Annotated in this window: 14 protein-coding genes; 8 read left to right on the forward strand and 6 right to left on the reverse strand. The window is 51.4% G+C overall.

The window, feature by feature from the left end; all coding sequences use genetic code 11:
• Positions 1–24: 24 nt before the first annotated feature.
• The 8 genes from kdpC to LGS26_RS04705 all read left to right on the forward strand — a co-directional run bounded on the left by kdpC (position 25) and on the right by LGS26_RS04705 (position 10840).
• Positions 25–594, forward strand: a complete 570-nt coding sequence (kdpC, locus tag LGS26_RS04675) for a potassium-transporting ATPase subunit KdpC (protein WP_269137062.1) — start codon at positions 25–27, stop codon at positions 592–594.
• A gap of 182 nt (positions 595–776) precedes the next feature.
• Positions 777–3356, forward strand: a complete 2580-nt coding sequence (locus tag LGS26_RS04680) for a sensor histidine kinase KdpD (RefSeq protein WP_330873333.1) — start codon at positions 777–779, stop codon at positions 3354–3356.
• Complete coding sequence (locus LGS26_RS09740) at positions 3325–3483, forward strand: ATP-binding protein (protein ID WP_330873334.1); 159 nt, start codon at positions 3325–3327, stop codon at positions 3481–3483. The genes LGS26_RS04680 and LGS26_RS09740 overlap by 32 nt, the downstream gene beginning before the upstream one ends.
• On the forward strand, positions 3480–4202 hold the full coding sequence (locus LGS26_RS04685; RefSeq protein WP_237889698.1) for a response regulator: 723 nt from the start codon (positions 3480–3482) through the stop codon (positions 4200–4202). The genes LGS26_RS09740 and LGS26_RS04685 overlap by 4 nt, the downstream gene beginning before the upstream one ends.
• A gap of 159 nt (positions 4203–4361) precedes the next feature.
• A complete protein-coding gene (locus LGS26_RS04690; RefSeq protein ID WP_237889700.1) occupies positions 4362–4982 on the forward strand; it encodes a TetR/AcrR family transcriptional regulator in 621 nt (206 codons plus the stop codon).
• Positions 4983–4995: 13 nt separating this feature from the next.
• Positions 4996–6198 (forward strand): efflux RND transporter periplasmic adaptor subunit, encoded by a 1203-nt coding sequence (locus LGS26_RS04695; protein ID WP_330873335.1) that lies wholly within the window; start codon positions 4996–4998, stop codon positions 6196–6198.
• Positions 6199–6207: 9 nt separating this feature from the next.
• Entirely contained in the window at positions 6208–9378 is a 3171-nt protein-coding gene (locus tag LGS26_RS04700) for an efflux RND transporter permease subunit (protein WP_237889701.1), read from the forward strand.
• A gap of 1 nt (position 9379) precedes the next feature.
• Entirely contained in the window at positions 9380–10840 is a 1461-nt protein-coding gene (locus LGS26_RS04705) for an efflux transporter outer membrane subunit (protein ID WP_237889703.1), read from the forward strand.
• Between the two features lie 125 nt (positions 10841–10965).
• Here LGS26_RS04705 and LGS26_RS04710 read toward each other — a convergent pair whose 3' ends face one another.
• The 6 genes from LGS26_RS04710 to LGS26_RS04735 form a co-directional block, all read right to left on the reverse strand.
• The gene (locus LGS26_RS04710) at positions 10966–11556 is read right to left on the reverse strand and encodes an ABC-type transport auxiliary lipoprotein family protein (protein ID WP_237889704.1); all 591 of its coding nucleotides are present in this window, start codon (positions 11554–11556) and stop codon (positions 10966–10968) included.
• Positions 11553–12521: an MlaD family protein gene (locus tag LGS26_RS04715; protein WP_237889706.1), complete on the reverse strand. Its 969-nt coding sequence runs from the start codon at positions 12519–12521 to the stop codon at positions 11553–11555. Before LGS26_RS04715 ends, LGS26_RS04710 begins: the two co-directional genes overlap by 4 nt.
• The gene (locus LGS26_RS04720; protein WP_237889710.1) at positions 12494–13294 is read right to left on the reverse strand and encodes an ABC transporter ATP-binding protein; all 801 of its coding nucleotides are present in this window, start codon (positions 13292–13294) and stop codon (positions 12494–12496) included. The genes LGS26_RS04715 and LGS26_RS04720 overlap by 28 nt, the downstream gene beginning before the upstream one ends.
• Positions 13291–14418 carry an ABC transporter permease gene (locus LGS26_RS04725; protein WP_237889714.1) on the reverse strand — a complete coding sequence of 376 codons (1128 nt, stop codon included), beginning with the start codon at positions 14416–14418 and terminating at the stop codon, positions 13291–13293. The genes LGS26_RS04720 and LGS26_RS04725 overlap by 4 nt, the downstream gene beginning before the upstream one ends.
• A gap of 170 nt (positions 14419–14588) precedes the next feature.
• Positions 14589–15203 carry a sulfurtransferase-like selenium metabolism protein YedF gene (yedF, locus tag LGS26_RS04730; RefSeq protein ID WP_237889719.1) on the reverse strand — a complete coding sequence of 205 codons (615 nt, stop codon included), beginning with the start codon at positions 15201–15203 and terminating at the stop codon, positions 14589–14591.
• A 98-nt stretch (positions 15204–15301) separates the two neighbouring features.
• A complete protein-coding gene (locus LGS26_RS04735; RefSeq protein ID WP_237889720.1) occupies positions 15302–17908 on the reverse strand; it encodes a TIGR03960 family B12-binding radical SAM protein in 2607 nt (868 codons plus the stop codon).
• Positions 17909–18021: the final 113 nt, after the last annotated feature.

The raw sequence follows: 18021 nt of genomic DNA on the forward strand, positions 1-18021 counted from the left end.
GATAAAAAAATGGAGGATATTAAAGTGTTCATAATAATTCGTAAAGCGTTCATGGCTTTGATCCTGCTCACGCTTCTTACTGGAATTGCATATCCACTGCTTGTGACCGGACTTTCGCAGGCAATATTTCCATATCAGGCAAACGGCAGCATCATAGTAAAGAACGGCAAACCGGTAGGGTCTGCACTGATCGGTCAACAGTTCGACGACCCGAAATACTTCTGGGGAAGACCTTCTGCGACCACTCCCTATCCCTATAATGGTTCCTTGTCTTCTGGCTCCAATCTGGGGCCTGACAACCCTGAACTTATAAAGGCGGTACAGGCACGGATTCAGGCCCTCCATGCGGCAGACCCAGGCAATACGGCAAAGATACCAGTGGACCTGGTCACGGCCTCAGGCAGCGGTCTTGATCCGCATATAAGCCCGGCTGCGGCGGAATATCAGGTACGGAGGGTCGCCTTGGCGCGTGGTATCAGTGAGGCAAAGATTCGTGCCCTTATAGCTGCGAATACCGAAGGACGTGAATTCGGGATATTGGGGGAACCCAGGGTCAATGTCCTTAAGTTGAATTTGGCACTCGATGACCTATAAAATCATAAAACCTCTGTATTGTTGTGCCACTGTTCTGGGAGGATCTGGATCTCGACAACAAGGAGGCCCGGATGGCCTCTGTGTGTTTTGTGCACAGGATGTCCACAGCTGGAAAAAGACTGTCGGGCTAAGCCATGGTATGAACGGGTAATCGTGCATTAAATGAGACGAGGAAAAGAAGAATGGAAGAGGCCGGGCCAAGCCCTGATCTCCTTTTAGCGCAGGTGCAAGAGGAAGAGAGGCGAAAAAAAGAAGGGAAATTAAAGATTTTTTTCGGAGCCGCCCCTGGTGTCGGAAAGACCTATGCCATGCTCAATGTGGCTAGAAAGAAACTTGCCGAGGGCGCCGATATCGTAGTTGGAATAGTAGAGACCCATGGTCGCCCTGAGACAGGGGCCATGCTTGAGGGCCTGGAGATTATCCCAAGGCGCGAGGTTGAATACCTAGGCACTGTTCTCAGGGAATTCGACCTTGATGCGGCGCTTGCCCGCAGACCTGGGATAATTCTTGTTGATGAACTGGCCCACACCAATGCGCCAGGGAGCCGACACAAGAAGCGTTGGCAGGACGTATTTGAGCTGCTTGCGGCAGGGATAAACGTATACACTACGCTGAATGTTCAGCATCTTGAAAGCCTCAATGACGTAGTCGCCCAGATTACCGGGGTCAGGGTTCGTGAGACCTTGCCGGATTCCGTGCTCGACCGTGCTGATGACATAGAGCTCATAGATCTTCCGCCTGATGAACTGCTTCAGCGCCTAAAGGAAGGAAAGGTCTATATCCCTGAGGTGGCCATTCACGCAAGGGAGAATTTCTTCCGGAAGGGCAACCTTTTGGCCTTGCGGGAGCTTGCATTGCGCCGTACTGCTGAACGTGTTGACGATCAGATGCTGAAATATAGGATCGGGAAAGGAGTCAAGGCTATATGGCCAGCAGCGGAACGTATCATGGTATGTATTGGGGCAAATCCGCGTTCGATCCGTCTCATCCGCGCTGCCAGGCGGATGGCGGCAGGCCTCAGGGCGGACTGGATAGCGGTTACTGTTGAGGCCCCATCGACGGTGAAGCCATCGAAAGACGACCTTAGGCGGCTATCCGAACATATGCGGCTTGCTGAAAGTCTTGGGGCGGAGGCGGTAATACTCTCCGGTCATAAGGCCAGCGAAGAGATACTCAATTATGCCCGTTCCCGCAATGTCACCAAACTCATTATAGGAAAGCCGACCCATCCACGCTGGAAGGACAGGATATTCGGTTCCCTCCTGGATGAAGTGGTCAGAGGGAGCGGCGATATAGACGTTTATGTGATTACAGGTGACTCAGGCGAGCCGTCGCCGAGTCCCATTGCTAGGCCGCAGCAACGGCGGACGGATGCAAAGGAATGGTTTTTCAGCATCGGAATTGTCGCAGCTTTCACTGTTTTTGTTATTATTATGCGTCCTTATTTAACGCTTGTAGACGTGGCGATGACATACCTGCTCGGCATTGTGCTTGTGGCGAGCCGTACAAGCAAATGGCCATCTCTTTTTGCGACGATGTCCAGCATCACAGCCCTAGATTTCTTCTTTGTACCCCCTGTATACACCTTTTCCGTCTTGGATATGAGGTATTTTTTTACGTTCATCGTCATGTTTTTTGTAGCTTTTGTCATCAGCAAACTCACCCTGCGGGTTCGTGAGCAGGCAAATGCCGCCAGGCGGCGGGAAAGAAGGACGGCGGCCCTCTATAGGCTAAGCCGCGAGCTGGTGCATGAACGTGGGATCCCTGAGCTGAGTTCTACCATCATAAAACATCTGAACGAGGTCTTGTCTTGCAAGGTTGTCATCCTTGTACCGGATGAAAAAGGTGCCCTGACCGTTCCTGTCACTGGCAAAGAGACCTTCGCCCTTGATCAGAGGGAGTTCAGTGTTGCCCATTGGGTCTTTGAACACAGACAACGGGCTGGTCTGGGAACAGATACGCTGCCAGGTGCGATGGCTTTGTATCTACCCCTTGCTACCTCGATGAGGACGGTGGGTGTCTTGGGTATTCTGCCTAACGAACCGGCAAGTATTTTTGATCAGGAGCATATACAGCTGCTTGAGAGTTTTGCCAACCAAATAGCCGTTGCATTTGAACGGGCCTTCCTCGCTGAAGAGGCGCAACGCGCTGTCTTAAAGGCCGAGACAGAGAGCCTCAGGAATACCTTGCTCAGCTCCATTTCCCACGATTTGCGCACACCTCTGGCGGCTATTACCGGGGCTGCAACAGCACTTTTTCAGAGGGATATAAACATTGATCAGCAAGGTATGCATGAATTGATCTCGACTATATATGAAGAGGCTGAACATCTCAATGAGATTATACGCAATGTCCTCGATATGATCAGGCTTGAGACCAAGGCTATAAGCGTAAAAAAGGAGTGGCAATCGATTGAAGAGGTCGTCGGGGTGGTGCTGAACCGTCTTTCCGAAAAGCTGAAAGACCGCGAGCTCAAAGTAGATATCCCTGCCGACCTTCCGCTGGTCCCTTTTGATCCATTACTTATCGAGCAAGTGCTCATGAACCTGCTGGACAATGCCATCAGATACACCCCAGCTGGTACCCAGATCAATTTAACCGCCAGGATCAAGGAAGATGTCCTTCTTGTGGAATTGGCGGATAGGGGAAAGGGTATCCCGGCGGGTGATGAAGAGAGGATATTTGAAAAGTTTGTGCGTGGTTCTGTCGCAGGGGGGGGGGGGGATAGGATTGGGGCTGACCATCTGCCGTGCCATTGTTAATGCGCATGGGGGGCGTATATGGGCTGAAAACAGGCCTGGAGGCGGCGCTGTCTTTAAATTCACCCTGCCCATTGAAGGTAAGCCGTCCATGCCGGAACCTGAGGAAGAGATGCGGAATGTGGCATGACCAGCGGTGATAAAGAACAGATACTTCTTATAGAAGACGAGCCCCAGATGCTTCGTTTTCTCAAGATAATCCTTCAAGGCCATGGTTATAGGCTGGCCGAGGCCACCAGTGGGGAAGATGGGCTTACACAGGTGGCTGTCAGGAATCCCGACGTGGTCTTGTTGGATCTCGGCCTTCCTGATATGGACGGTCTCAGCGTCATACAGAGGATGCGCGAATGGAATTCCGTCCCTATCATAGTTATCTCGGCCAGGGAGCAGGAAAGAGACAAGGTGAGGGCGCTTGACCTGGGAGCGGACGATTATTTGACTAAACCCTTTGGCGCCGGTGAATTGCTTGCCCGCATCAGGGTGGCGTTGCGCAATATGGTGATGAGGAAGGCTGATCGACAACAGCCTAGCTTTATTTCCGGCAACCTAGAGGTGGATTTTCTAAAGCGCCGGGTCTTTCTGGATGGGAAAGACGTGCACCTTACCCCGATCGAATACAAGTTGCTTGCCACCTTGGTCCGCAATGCAGGAAAAGTGCTCACTCACAGTCAGTTGTTAAAAGAGGTATGGGGGCCCCTTTATATCCATCAGACCCAATACCTGAGGGTCTATATGGCCCAGCTCCGTCATAAACTTGAGACCGATCCTGCACGGCCAAGATTTCTTATCAACGAACCAGGGGTTGGATATAGGTTTAAGATCGCGGACAGCGAAGGCGGATGCGATTGATTCATTTATTGATCTATTTTTTATTTACAAAATAGACGTCTTGTTATAAAATCTGAAATCAACGTCATTTTATAAAATAAGGTGTCATGTATATTTTATATGGGTCTCAAGGGCAAAGTGATGATGGATATAAGGCCTACCCGTAGGGAAAGGGAAAGGTTGGCTCAACGTCAAGAGATGCTTATCGCTGCCCTGGAGCTTTTCTCCGAGAAGGGTTATCACAACGTCTCTATGCATGAGATCGCAGAAAGGTCCGAGTTTGCTATCGGGACGCTTTATAAGTTTTTTAAAAACAAAGAAGACCTATATAGGGCCTTGATGCTTGAAAAGGCCATGGAATTTCACGACACCCTAAACGAGGTCCTCTCTAGAGACGACGATGTCCTGGCGGTCGTTAGAGATTATGTCGTTACAAAGGCAAGGCTTTTCGCCGACAACATACCCATCCTACGCCTCTATTTTGCCGAAACGCAAGGGGTAAGTTTCAACATAAAGGCAGGTATTGACCAAGACATACGCAAGCTGCATAGAGATACCTTAAAGGCCCTGAGCTCCGTGATGGAAAAGGGCGTCCGCACAAAGGTGTTTCGCAGTATAGATCCTCATCATTTAGCCCTGGCCCTGGAGGGGTTGACCAGAACCTTTCTCTTTTTTTGGCTGGAGGAATTGGACCGACATGCTTATGGAATGAGTACCCAGCTGATTGTCGATCTGTTTCTTAATGGATCTTTGGCCAGGGATCGGGCATCCGAAAACAATTCCGACGATCAAAAAATTTAAATAGGGGCTAGGCATGAGAAATATGAACAGGGTGAGGTTTGTGATGGCCGCGGTCCTCGCCGTCGGCCTATTGTTGTACGGCTGCGGCGAGCAAAAAAAGGGGGCCGGTCCGCCACAGCCTAGAACCCCTGAGGTAGCTGTGATAACGGTGCAACCTGAACAAGTTGAACTCACCACTGAATTGCCTGGCAGGGTATCGGCCTTTTGTGTTGCAGAGGTGCGCCCGCAGGTAAGTGGCATCATCCAGAAACGGCTGTTCACCGAGGGCTCGGATGTCAAGGCCGGGCAGGTGCTGTATCAGATCGACCCCGCACCCTTTCAGGCGGCCTACGACAACGCAAAGGCCGCTTTGGCCAAGGCTGAGGCCAATTTGATCCCGGCCCGTCTAAAGGAAGAGCGCTACAGAGAACTGGTTAAGATCAAGGCAGTGAGCCAGCAGGACTACGACGATGCCTATGCCGCATTTAAGCAGGCCGAAGCCGAGCTTGCATCAGCCAAGGCCGCAGTGGAGACGGCCAGGATCAATCTGGGCTACACCAGGGTAAGGGCGCCGATCTCAGGGCGCATCGGGCGCTCGGCGGTGACGGCCGGTGCGCTTGTAACGGCCGATCAACCTGCTGCATTGGCCACGATCCAACAGCTTGACCCCGTTTATGTCGATCTAACTCAATCCAGCGCTGAGATGCTGCAGTTGGAGCGTGAGATGGCGGAAGGCGTGCTCAAACGCAGCGCATCCGCCGATCTGGGGCAGGTCGGATTGCTTATGGGAGACGGAAGCCGCTACCCATTGCCTGGCGTCCTGAAGTTTTCGGAGGTTATGGTGGAACAGGATACCGGCTCAGTCACTATGCGGGCCGTCTTCCCAAATCCAAAACATATACTATTGCCAGGGATGTTTGTCCGCGGGATTGTAAAAGAAGGGGTCGATGAGCATGCGATCTTGGTCCCACAGCGCGCTGTGACCCGCGATCAAAAAGGTGATGCCGTGGTCATGGTGGTAGGGGCCGGAGAAAGGGTTGAACCGCGGATTATTAAAGTATCTCGTACTATTGGCGATAAGTGGCTGGTGAATGAAGGGCTTAAGGCAGGCGATCGGGTCGTTATGGAAGGGCTCCAGCGGGTGCGCCCGGGAGCGCCGGTCAAGGTCGTGGCATTCAGCGTCCCTCAATCCGCAGCTCCTGCCGGCATTTCAAAGCCTGCGGTGATCAAAAAGTAAAGGTGCATCATGCCCAGATTTTTTATAAACCACCCTGTATTTGCCTGGGTGATAGCCATCATGATCATGCTGGCCGGTCTCTTGGCGATCAAGACCCTGCCGGTCTCTCAATATCCTCCTATCGCACCGCCCATGATCACCATCAACGCCATGTATCCAGGGGCATCGGCGCAGACGGTGCAGGATACGGTAACGCAGGTGATCGAACAGAAGCTGAACGGGATCGACAACCTGATATACATGTCGTCCACTAGCGATTCATCAGGGGCGGCGGCCATCAACCTGAGCTTCAAGCCCGGCACCGACCCGAACATCGCCCAGGTGCAGGTACAGAACAAGCTGCAGCTGGCCATGCCGCTGCTGCCTCAGGTTGTGCAAAGACAAGGGATTGCGGTGGTCAAGTCCACCAAGAACTTCCTGCTGGTACTTGGTCTGGTGTCAGAAGACGGGTCCATGGACCGCAACGCCCTGACTGATTATCTGATCTCCAATATCCAGGACACCATCAGCCGGCTTGAAGGTGTGGGCGAGGTGCAGCTGTTCGGCACCCAGAATGCCATGCGGATATGGTTGGATCCCTTCAAGTTGTACGGCTATCATTTGACCGTCAACGATGTTATCGCTGCACTAGAGGCCCAAAACGTTCAGGTCTCTGCCGGTCAGTTTGGCGGCGCTCCAGCTGCGCCTGGGCAACAGCTGAACGCCGTCATAACAGCCCGCACCTTGTTGCAGACACCGGAGCAGTTCGGCGCGATCGTTTTGAAGACGAACAGTGATGGTTCCACCGTCAGATTGAGGGATGTGGCCGACTGCAAGATCGGTACCGAGAGCTATGACGTACAGGCCTTCTATAATGGGAAACCGATTGGGGCTATGGCCATAAGGCTGGCGTCAGGAGCGAATGCGCTGGAGACGGTCGGCCGGATCAAGGCCAAGATGGAGGAGTTGTCAAGATATTTTCCCCCACATATGAAGGTAGTTTATCCATATGATACCACCCCATTCGTCAAGATCTCCATCGAAGAGGTGGTCAAGACCTTGTTCGAGGCGGTATGTCTGGTCTTTGTGATCATGTTTCTATTCCTCCAGAACATCCGAGCCACACTGATACCGACCATAGCGGTTCCGGTGGTGCTCTTGGGCACATTCGGGGTGTTATATGCAGCTGGTTTTTCAATCAACATCTTGACTATGTTCGCAATGGTCATTGTCATAGGCCTCCTGGTTGACGACGCCATCGTGGTGGTGGAGAATGTTGAGCGGATTATGTCGGAAGAGGGGCTGTCGCCGCATGACGCCACGGTCAAGTCCATGGGGCAGATCACGGGCGCCCTCTGGGGTATCGCCACCGTGCTGACAGCAGCCTTTCTGCCGATGGCCTTTTTTGGTGGTTCCACAGGTGTCATATATCGTCAATTCTCAATTACTATCATCTCCGCTATGATCCTTTCGGTCTTTGTTGCAATGACCTTGACCCCGGCCTTATGCGCTACCATGCTCAAGCCGGTGGAAAGGGGATATCATTTCGGCGAATTTGGTTTGTTGAAGGGTTTTTTTCGCTGGTTCAATAAATGGTTCGATCGCAGGAGGGTTCAATATGAGTCGATCGTCAGGCGTTCATTCGGCAAGACGGCACGTTATCTGATTGTTTACTGCATAATTGTCGCATGTATGGTCTTTCTCTTTTTGCGCCTGCCCACTGCCTTTCTGCCGGATGAGGATCAGGGCATTATTTATAGTTTGATACAGCTGCCTGCCGGGGCAACCTTTGAACGAACATTGAATGTGATGAAACAGGTCGAGCACTATTTTCTGGAGGATGAGAAAAAGGCGGTGAATGCGGTGATCACCGTGGCCGGCTTCAGCTACGCCGGCCGTGGCCAGAACATGGGGTTGGCCATTATCAAGCTGCGTGACTGGAAGTTGCGCCAGTCCCCGGAACTGCGGGCACCTGCGGTTTTGAGACGTGCCATGGCCAGATTTTCCCGAATCAGGGACGGGGTGGTATTTGCCTTTATTCCGCCGCCGGCCATAGAGTTGGGACAGGCCAACGGTTTTGATTTCGAGCTTGAAGATCGGGCCGGCCTTGGTCATGAAAGGTTGATGGAGGCCCGCAACCAGCTCTTGGGTATGGCCATGAAAGATCCGAAATTGATGGCTGTACGGCCCAACGGTATGGATGACACCCCTCAATTTAAGCTCGATATCGACGATGTACAGGCGGCCAGTATGGGGATTTCCTTGGATGACATCAATAATGTCCTGTCCGCTGCATGGGGTGGTCTTTATATCAATGATTTCATTCAAAACGGCAGGGTCAAGAAGGTCTATCTTCAGGCCGATGCGCCGTACCGAATGCTGCCCAAAGATATCTACAGATGGTATGTACGCAATAAACAGGGTAGGATGGTTCCTTTCTCAGCCTTTTCGACCGCCAGATGGCAGTATGGCTCGCCGCGGCTTGAGCGTTATAATGGCATCCCTTCTGTTGAGATTATGGGGCAGGCGGCGCCTGGGGTGAGCACAGGCGAGGCCATGGCCGAGATGGAGAGGCTGGCTGCCAAACTGCCATCGGGGATCGGCTATGAATGGACTGGTCTTTCATATGAAGAAAAGCAGGCCGGAAAACAGGCGCCTGCGCTCTATGCCATCTCGCTCCTGGTGGTGTTTCTATCTGTAGCTGCGTTGTATGAAAGTTGGACCATACCATTTGTCAATATGCTGATGCTGCCGCTGGGCCTTGTCGGGGCTGTTACGGCGACGACTTTACGTGGATTGTCGAATGACGTCTATCTCCAGATCGGGCTCTTGACCACCATGGGACTTTCTACAAAGAACGCAATCCTGATCATTCAGTTCATCAAAGACCAATTGCGTCAAGGGGTTGGTCTGATTGAAGCTACACTCGCCGCGATAAAGATCCGGCTTCGTCCGGTCCTTATGACCTCATTGGCGTTTTTTTTCGGCACCTTGCCGTTGGCCCTCACCCACGGGGCCGGCGCCGGGGCGCAAAACGCCATCGGTACAGCAGTCACCGGCGGGATGCTCTCGGCCACCTTTATCGATTTGATCTTTATCCCATTCTTTTTTGTATTGATATCAAGACTGTTCAGGAAAGGGCAGCCGGGACCGCTTTCTGTAAAATCCATTACTTCTTCGGACGTCCGGGGGGTAAATTGATATGGTACGCACGATGACGGTCATCTGTTTCTGTATCATGTCAGGGTTTTTTCTCTGCCTTGGCGGTTGTTCTTTGGCCCCAAAGTACCTCAGACCAGCGGCCCCGGTTTCGGCTCAGTGGCCTAAAGGAGAGGCATATAAGGCCCGCTGGTCTGGCGTTCAACCTTCTATCTCATGGCAAGAGTTTTTTATCAATCCTAAATTGCGTAAAGTGGTCGCTATGGCCTTGGAGAACAACCGTGATCTGCGAGTGGCGGCCCTCAATATAGAAAAGGCGATCGCCTTGTACCAGATCCAACGCTCAGAGCTTTTCCCGGGTATTGATGCATCCGGCAGCTGGAGTAAGGAACACCAACTGATCAGCGGTCTCCCAGGAGGGGCGCAAAGTCCTACAATCAAACGCTATAGCGTTGAGTTAGGGATAAGCGCTTGGGAGCTCGATATTTTTGGGCGCATCCGGAGCTTGAAAGAACAGGCCTTGGAGCAATTTTCCGCTACGGAACAGGCACAGCGGGGTGTGCAGATATCTCTGGTAGCCGAAGTTGCAAACACCTGGCTGGCGCTGGCCGCCGACCAAGAGCAGCTTAAGTTGGCCCAAGACACCCTGAAGAACCGTCAGGATGCCTATCAGCTGGTTCGGCGCCGTTTCGAGCTGGGCGTTTCCTCTGAACTGGACCTGCGGCAGGCTCAGATGCAGGTGGAGGCGGCGAAAGTTGATGTAGCCCGCTACACCACCCTTGTAGCGCAGGATGAAAACGCCTTGAATCTGGCTGTAGGAAAGTCAGTTCCTCCTGAGTTGCTTCCGCATGACCTTTCCGAAACACTGGCTGCTGTGAAAGAGGTTGCCCCAGGCCTGCCATCAGATGTCCTGTTGAGGCGTCCTGATATCCTCCAGGCCGAGGATATCCTCAAGGGGGCCAATGCAAACATTGGCGCCGCCCGTGCAGATTTTTTTCCGCGTATTACCCTCACTACCAATATCGGCCTAATGAGCGAGGAGCTCTCAAGACTCTTCAAGTCAGGATCGGATACTTGGGGTTTCGTGCCGCAGGTGATCCTTCCGATTTTTGATGCCGGTGCATCGAGCGCCAATCTGAGGGCGGCAAAGGTTGATCGCGATATTGCATTGGCCAGATATGAGAAGGCGATACAGACGGCATTTAGAGAGGTGGCCGATGCCCTTGCCCAGCGAGGGACTATTGATGAACAGGCGGCGGCGCAGCGGTCGTTGACGGATGCAGCGGCTGCGACATATCATCTTTCCATGTCGTGCTATGAAAAAGGGATCGACAGCTATCTGAACGTACTGGACGCCCAACGATCTCTCTATGCCGCCCAACAGGGGTTGATCGCCATCCGTTTGGCCCGTCTGACGAATTTGGTGACCTTATATAAGGTGTTGGGAGGCGGCGGTCCTCAGAATTCTACATCATCGAACGTCAGCCATCCGGACAAGCAATGAGGTCCCTGATTATTGCACAATCATCCATACAAATTTACTACGGCCTGGATGGATCTTGTCTTGGCTCCAGTAAGGTTCGCCTGGCGTTTAAGAATATCAGTTCAGCAAGGTCGCGTTTCTAGCGACTACTTTGCAAGCCAGTCATAAATCCTTGTCACGCATCTGTCCGCAGCCTTGTTGATTGCATCCACAGAGTCCATCGGGCTTACAGCGCTCGAGGGGCTGCCGCACCTGAAAAGACTGTTTTTTATCGGTCTGGAATGCTTTGTATCGACAAGGACTGCTGAAATTACCACAACCCCCTCGCCGCCATCATCCTGTATGTGCATCGAAAGGTCGTCTATCTCTATCTCGAGAAGATATTGCGTCGAGGCTAGGGAGTCTGCGGACAGGACATCGGTTGCAAGACCGGTTTCCTTAATAGCTAAAATTATCTTTTTCTTGATCATATCATCCGGCGGTTCCGCCCATCTGTTCAAGTAAAAGGCGTTTTTGCCGTATTTTTTGTCTAGATAATATATCGACCTGCTCATCATGCCCTTCACTGTCACCTTGATTGAGCCATAGGCCGGTATATCGACGGCTTTAAGCCCCCTGGTCTCTATAGCTATGCGGTAATAGTGGATAGGCGGGACCTCTTTTACTTTTACGCACGAGGACAAGAAAAGGCAAAAAACAGGTAAGAAAAGGACTATTTTTACTGTTTTCGTCTTCATTTTTCCGATTCCTCGCCTGGTCCGAGGAGTGGACGTGATCTCTTTAAGAGGAGGTCGGCTGGGCTGTTTCCGATCGCCTTTGCCTCTTCATGCAGTGTCGAAAGCAGGGATCTAGCCTCGCGAAGTGTGTCGTTCAGCATAAAGACAGACGGTTCAAGCATGGGTTTTATATCGTAGTCGCCTGCCTTTACCTTTTTGTCCAGTTCTAGACTTAATTCGTCGATATTTGAAGAGGCGGAGGCAAGCCTGTCCAGGGTGAGGTCTGCCTTTTGGGACAGCTCCCTGGCCATAGGTCTCAGGCTGTCGGCCTCCGTCGCGATGTTTTTCAGTCTTTGCGAGGCCTCAGTTAGATTTTCTACGAGTAAACGGATGTTGTCTATAGTTTTTGGAGAAAATCCGTCGTTCAACCGACCTGACAGTTCATCGAGATGTTGCAGGAAGGCATTGAGATGATCTGCATTTTCATCGGTCATCAGCCTGTTTATGCGATCGATTGCCTGTTCGAGCTTGCCAGTTATGTTGGCCGCTGACATCCCTACCTCTGAAAAGAGGGACGGCCTTGAAGGGATAACGGGGATCCCACCGTTTTTTGCCGTTAAGGGCAAGGCGCCTTGCTTGCCGCCTCTGATCTCAATATATGCGATGCCGGTTATGCCGGTAAAGTTAAGGGTCGCATACATGCCTTGGAGAATAGGGGTGTCTTTTTGGACCTCCAGCAGTATCCGCACCTTTGTGGGGTTGGAAGGATCGATCATTATGTCTTTGACGCTTCCGATGGTCACGCCCATATATTTGACAGGCGCATCTTTATTCAGTCCGGACACCGATTCTTTAAGTTCCGTGTAATAGTACTTAAACCTGTCTTTCTTATAAAAGCCGCCGAGCCACATGGCGAATACCAGCGCTCCTATTGTAAAAATCATTACAAAGAGGCCTACTATGGTGTAATTAGCCCTGGTTTCCATGGAGCCTTCCTCCTTTCTGCCCTGCTTAACGCACGGTTCGTGCCAAAAAATTCCTTAATGAACCTGTGGTCATTTTTTTTCAAGATGTCGTCGAGCCTGCCTTCCGCCGCCACAACGCCATCCGCCAGAACAGCCATCCGGTCCAGGACATTGAAGATGGTATCCATGTCGTGAGTAATCATTACAATGGTTAATCCGAGAAGATTTTTCAACGTAAGTATAAGGTTATCAAATGCCTCGGCGCTTACTGGATCAAGTCCTGAGCTGGGTTCATCAAGGAAGAGTAGTTTTGGGTCCATTGCGAGCGCCCTTGCAAGTGCGGCACGCTTTACCATGCCTCCGCTCAGTTCCGATGGATAACGATCCCCCGCTCTCGGTTCAAGCCCTACCATCTTGAGTTTCGCCCGGACTATGCGGTCTATGTCTTCTTCGTCTAGGTCGGTGTATTCCCTTAATACAGCCGCTATATTCTGGAAGACCGTAAGGGATGTAAAAAGCGCCCCGAATTGGAAACATACCCCACATTTCGTCCTTAGGGCATGGGCTTCCTTTTCGGTCATAGAAAGTATATTTCTTCCCAGCACCGTTATGCTCCCATTGGATGGCCTGCTCAACATGATCATTTGCCGCAGGAGGGTGGTCTTACCTGAGCCGCTTCCACCGAGAAGGCCATATATCTCACCTTCATATACGGTAAAGGAGACGTCTTTGTGAACGACGGTGTCGCCGAAACGGGTTTCTATGTGTTTCGTCTCGATAACTGCCTTTTTCACAGTTTAAGCTCCGTAAAGATGATCGAAAAGACTGCATCCAAAAAGATGACTGCGAAGATGGAATTTACCACGCTTACAGTGGTGTAGCGGCCGATGCTCTGCGTGTTTCGAGAGACCTGAAGGCCCCTGAAGCAGCCAATGGATGCAATGGCCAGGGCGAAAAACGGGCCCTTTAACAGACCGATGAGGTAATGTCTTATGCTCACCGCCTCTTCAAGGCGCTCCAGAAACTGTGCGGGTCTTATGTCGAGCTGAAGGCTTGAGACGAGCATGCCTGCATAGATGCCGACTATGTCTGCAAAAAAGATGAGGAGCGGAAGGGTAATGATCGTGGCCAAAATGCGAGGGAGGATGATGAAGCGATAGGTGTCAAAGCCGAGGGTCTCCATTGCGTCCAGTTCCTCGGTGACTTTCATGGCCCCGATCTGCGCGGTAAAGGCGGATGCGCTTCGGCCTGCAACCACGATAGCGGTGATGAGAGGAGAGAGCTCTCTTGGTATGGAGATGCCCACCATGTCCACAATAAAGATGTTCGCCCCGTAGTTTTTCAGTTGTACGGCACTTTGAAAGGCGATTACGACCCCGATCAGAAAGGCGGAAAGCGCAATGATGGGTACGGCCATGACGCCAATATTTTGAATGTTAACAGCGAGCTCATTCAGTCGGATGCCGCTTGGATGGGCCAGGTCTTTTAGAAAGGCCAGCGTCGAACGGCCTGTAAAATCCAGAAACGAGCGGAAGTCGCCTACCGCTTGGGCGGTATTTTCGCCGATATGATAGAGCAGGCGCGAGACAAGCCTTGGATGCCTTGGTTTAAAATCGGCCTCGACATAGCAGAGCGACATGACCTTAAAGAGCCTTAAAAAAGAAGGGTTCAGCCCCTTTGCCGAGACCTTGAGACCGGACTTCAATGACTTGCGCATACTGATAAAAAAGAGCATCGATGCCGTGTCCATCTCTTCGATGTCCTTACAGTCGAGAAAGATGACCCCGGTCCTTGGGAGTTTGGCCTTAAGGCCTTCAAATTCCTTTTTTATGGAAGAAAGATTTCCAAGCAGCCATCGGCCGCTTAGTATGAGGATGGGCTGGTTATCGTCTTTCAGGGTGATAAAGGAGGGATTCATGACATGATCTAATTGCATAATTAACACAAAATGCAGTGCCATTTCAAGATATTTCTCAGGGGGGGGTGTGATGGTATATGCATCGGGAGGGCATTTTCGTAAGGGAAAGACCCTTATGCAACCATGCTATTAGCGAGATTTTTAGTTGCCGGCCCTGATTGATAACCGGTCTAAATCCTTATGACCTTCGTGGCAAGCTGCATAGATGTGACGATGTCGAGCATGTTAGTGGTCTCGCCAATAGCCTTTTTCTCAAGAAGACGGAAGTGATTGAGGCATGTGCCGCATACCAGTATGTCAACACCTCTGTGTGCAAGCCCTTTTAATTCATCAAGGTGTTCTGAGCCGGTTATGGCGAGCCTTACCCCGTTGTTCAGCAGAACGATCCTCCAGAGGTCATCTCCCATTTCCTTGAGCGTGGAAATAAAGTTCTTCATCAGGGCGCGGCCGAGGTCTTCGTCCCCCTGGCCGAATACATCCGTAGGTATAATGATGAGTATCTTTTGATGTCCTTCTGCGGCCTCTGATCTTTTTTGTCCTGTCCCTTTGGCGCCTAATTCGATGGCGCATGTGGGGGGTGCCCCACTTATGACGAATACCCCATTTTCTGATGCCTTTACAGCAGTCTCCCAGCCCTGGCTCTTTAAAAAGCGGGTGACGTTTTGTCTTGATGCCTCATTGTCAACGATGACCTCGATTATTTCGTTCGGATGTGTCTCGATAAGTTCTTTGGCCACAAGTACCGGTTTTGGACATGCAAGGCCGCGGCAATCCCGTGTTTCCATATCTTTCACCATCCCTATGTCGAAGTTAATCTAAACACGTGATGTCGATGTGTCTAATAGAAATTTCGGATATAATTCGTTGTTTTGATATGATTTTTCTATAGTCCATTATTCGGGGCCAGTTTAAGTATTCTGAGCTTCAGCACCTCTCCGTCCGTCAGACCGAAGAGGGCCGCTGCTATCTCGGATGGTCTTGGTTGTGGTCCGTTAATGCGCTGCATTTCAAGGCCCAGAAAGGCTTGTTTTATATCATTATTTTTTGTCTCTTCAGCAAGGCTGGAGATCCATGGATGGATTGCTTGATCGTTTTCGAATTTATCAGGCATAAGGATGTGTAGGGACTTCACAGCCTTCCTGAGGTCCAACACGGTCTCAATGCCCTTTTTGTGCCGCATTGCAGGCCATGACCCCGCCTTCATGAAACGGTCAATTGCCCTTTTACATTGTTCGGTGTCCAATCCCGGGAGGTATATAAGATAAGCGGTCTTTTCGTCAGTATAATGGATGCGGGGTGAGGTCGTGAGTTTTATCGATGTAAGCGTTATCCCATCAGGCATTTCTCTTTCCAGCGCTTGGAATACGTCCGACTCCTCGATCGGCTCCGTAAGTCCTATTATCATGGTTTCCCAAAGGGACTCCATGCCGAGTGGGATGGGGGGGCCGAATGAGATATGCGGCATCGGGTGATGGCCGTGCGAGTACAGAAGGGGAAGGCCGGCCCTTCTTGCCGCCCGGTGGATGGTATGGGATAGATCTAGGTGGCCGATAAATCGTGCATTTCCCATCTGTATGAATGCAATATTGTAAAAATATCTCCCCCCTGTGCACCTCTTCGCCTTTTCGGCGTCATCTGATTTCTCAGGAGAAAGACTACATTTTTTAAACAAGATCGGCCTTATTTCCTTGAAATTGCATACACCGCAGCCATAGCAGGCCCCGCTTCTGCAATCCAGTGTGTACGCCTCTTTAAATGCTAGCTCGCGTTCATTTAAGAGATAGTCCATCCTTACGCCTGTTTGGATGTGGCCCCATGGAAGCACCCTGCCTATTTCGATGGTGTTAAGATAGCTAGAAAGATCAATCCCCTCCTCATTTGCCGCCTCATAATATAGGTCAGCCCTCAAGTGATTTCTCCAGGCATCTAGTCTTGCCCCAAGCCGCCACGCCTTTAAAAGGACGTGGAGGAGCCTCCTGTCTCCTCGTGCAAATATGCCCTCGAGGAGGCTCTGTCTTGGGTCATGCCACTTCAGTTTAAGGCCATGGCCCCTTATCTTTGTCTTTAAGAGTCTGATCCGTTCCCATGATTCGTCGGTTGTGATCTGTCTTTCCCATTGGAACGGTGTGTGAGGTTTAGGGACGAAGGTCCCCACGCTTACCGTTAAGCCCTGTCTTCCTTTTATTGCATGGGCGAGGACCTTTTTAGCAAGCTCGCTTATCGCAAGGACGTCTTCGATGGTTTCTGTTGGAAGCCCGATCATGAAGTAGAGTTTTATTCCGTTCCAGCCCATGGCATAGACCTGGGATGCGGTTTCGAGAACGTCCTTTTCTGTGATCCCCTTGTTTATCACGCGCCTTAGCCTCTCGCTCCCGGCCTCCGGGGCAAGCGTAAAGCCGGTCTTCCTGACCCGCCTTATCTGGGCCATCATCTCTGGCGTAAGGGTCCCGACACGCAGAGACGGCATGGACACAGATACGTTCTCCTGTGTAAATCTCTCCATAAGGGTGCAAAGGAGTGGGCCCAGACACCCGTAGTCGCCAGTGCTGAGAGAAAGAAGGGATATCTCCTCCCAGCCAGTGGTCTTGAGTCCGCTTTCAAATATATCCATTAGTTGTTCAGGGGTACGTTCCCGCACAGGCCTATAGATGATCCCTGCCTGGCAGAACCTGCAGCCGCGTGTGCATCCCCTGGCAATTTCCACGCCAAGGCGGTCGTGGACTATCTGTGTGTGAGGCAGGATTGGTCTTTTTGGAAAACCGGCGTTAGAAAGGTCGGAGACGATGCGGCGGGATATGGGAAGACCTGCCGGACCGGTGGGTTCGATGGCGCAAAAAACCCCGTCCGTCTTGTTATATATCGCTCTATAAAATCCAGGTACATAGACGCCGTCTATATGACAGAGGGCGCTAAGGAGTTCTCTTTTTGTGCCCTTTGCCTCTTTCCATGAACGGACCGTTGATGCCATTTCAATGACGGCCTCTTCGCCATCTCCGATAAGTATCGCATCAAATATCCCAGCTATCGGTTCAGGATTCACCGCGCAGCTTCCACCACCTATGACAACAGGCCAATCCGGGTCATCGCGGTTTTTCGCCAGGAGCGGTATCTTTGCACATTCAAGAATGGTGATGATGTTTATGTAGCAGAGTTCATAAGGGAGGGTGATGCCGAGGATGTCAAAGGCCCTCAGCGGCCTTTTGCTCTCAATTCCGAAGAGCTGTAGGCCCTTTTCCCTCAAATTTTTTTCCATATCTCTGTCCGGGCAGTAGGCCCGGTCTGCAAGCGCCCATGGCGTATCATTTAATATGTGGTAAAGTATCTGGAGCCCGAGATGGGACATCCCTATTTCATAGAGATCGGGGAATATGAGCGCAATCCTGACCGAGGCCTCGTCCCAGGCCTTGCGTCTTGCATTCACCTCGTTCCCAAGGTATCGGCCAGGTTTCTTTATGAGTGGCAATATGTCATAAATATTGGTGATTTTCATGGGGTTGCCAGATTAACCGGCAGGTGATCGATATGCAAGTATGTGGTTGCTGGTTGATGGATGCCAGGCATGCCGACAAATTCGGGATGGACATACAGGGTGATATGGAATAA

This window comes from Dissulfurimicrobium hydrothermale, from assembly GCF_022026155.1.
Taxonomy (GTDB): Bacteria; Desulfobacterota; Dissulfuribacteria; order Dissulfuribacterales; family Sh68; genus Dissulfurimicrobium; species Dissulfurimicrobium hydrothermale.

What these genes read in the sequence shown, in the direction of transcription:
- LGS26_RS04680 (WP_330873333.1), top strand. Translation starts at nt 777, where the DNA reads ATGGAAGAGGCCGGGCCAAGCCCTGATCTCCTTTTAGCGCAGGTGCAA.
- LGS26_RS04685 (WP_237889698.1), top strand. Translation starts at nt 3,480, where the DNA reads ATGACCAGCGGTGATAAAGAACAGATACTTCTTATAGAAGACGAGCCC.
- LGS26_RS04695 (WP_330873335.1), top strand. Translation starts at nt 4,996, where the DNA reads ATGAGAAATATGAACAGGGTGAGGTTTGTGATGGCCGCGGTCCTCGCC.
- LGS26_RS04700 (WP_237889701.1), top strand. Translation starts at nt 6,208, where the DNA reads ATGCCCAGATTTTTTATAAACCACCCTGTATTTGCCTGGGTGATAGCC.
- LGS26_RS04705 (WP_237889703.1), top strand. Translation starts at nt 9,380, where the DNA reads ATGGTACGCACGATGACGGTCATCTGTTTCTGTATCATGTCAGGGTTT.
- LGS26_RS04710 (WP_237889704.1), bottom strand. Translation starts at nt 11,556, where the DNA reads ATGAAGACGAAAACAGTAAAAATAGTCCTTTTCTTACCTGTTTTTTGC.
- LGS26_RS04715 (WP_237889706.1), bottom strand. Translation starts at nt 12,521, where the DNA reads ATGGAAACCAGGGCTAATTACACCATAGTAGGCCTCTTTGTAATGATT.
- LGS26_RS04725 (WP_237889714.1), bottom strand. Translation starts at nt 14,418, where the DNA reads ATGAATCCCTCCTTTATCACCCTGAAAGACGATAACCAGCCCATCCTC.
- yedF (WP_237889719.1), bottom strand. Translation starts at nt 15,203, where the DNA reads ATGGAAACACGGGATTGCCGCGGCCTTGCATGTCCAAAACCGGTACTT.
- LGS26_RS04735 (WP_237889720.1), bottom strand. Translation starts at nt 17,908, where the DNA reads ATGAAAATCACCAATATTTATGACATATTGCCACTCATAAAGAAACCT.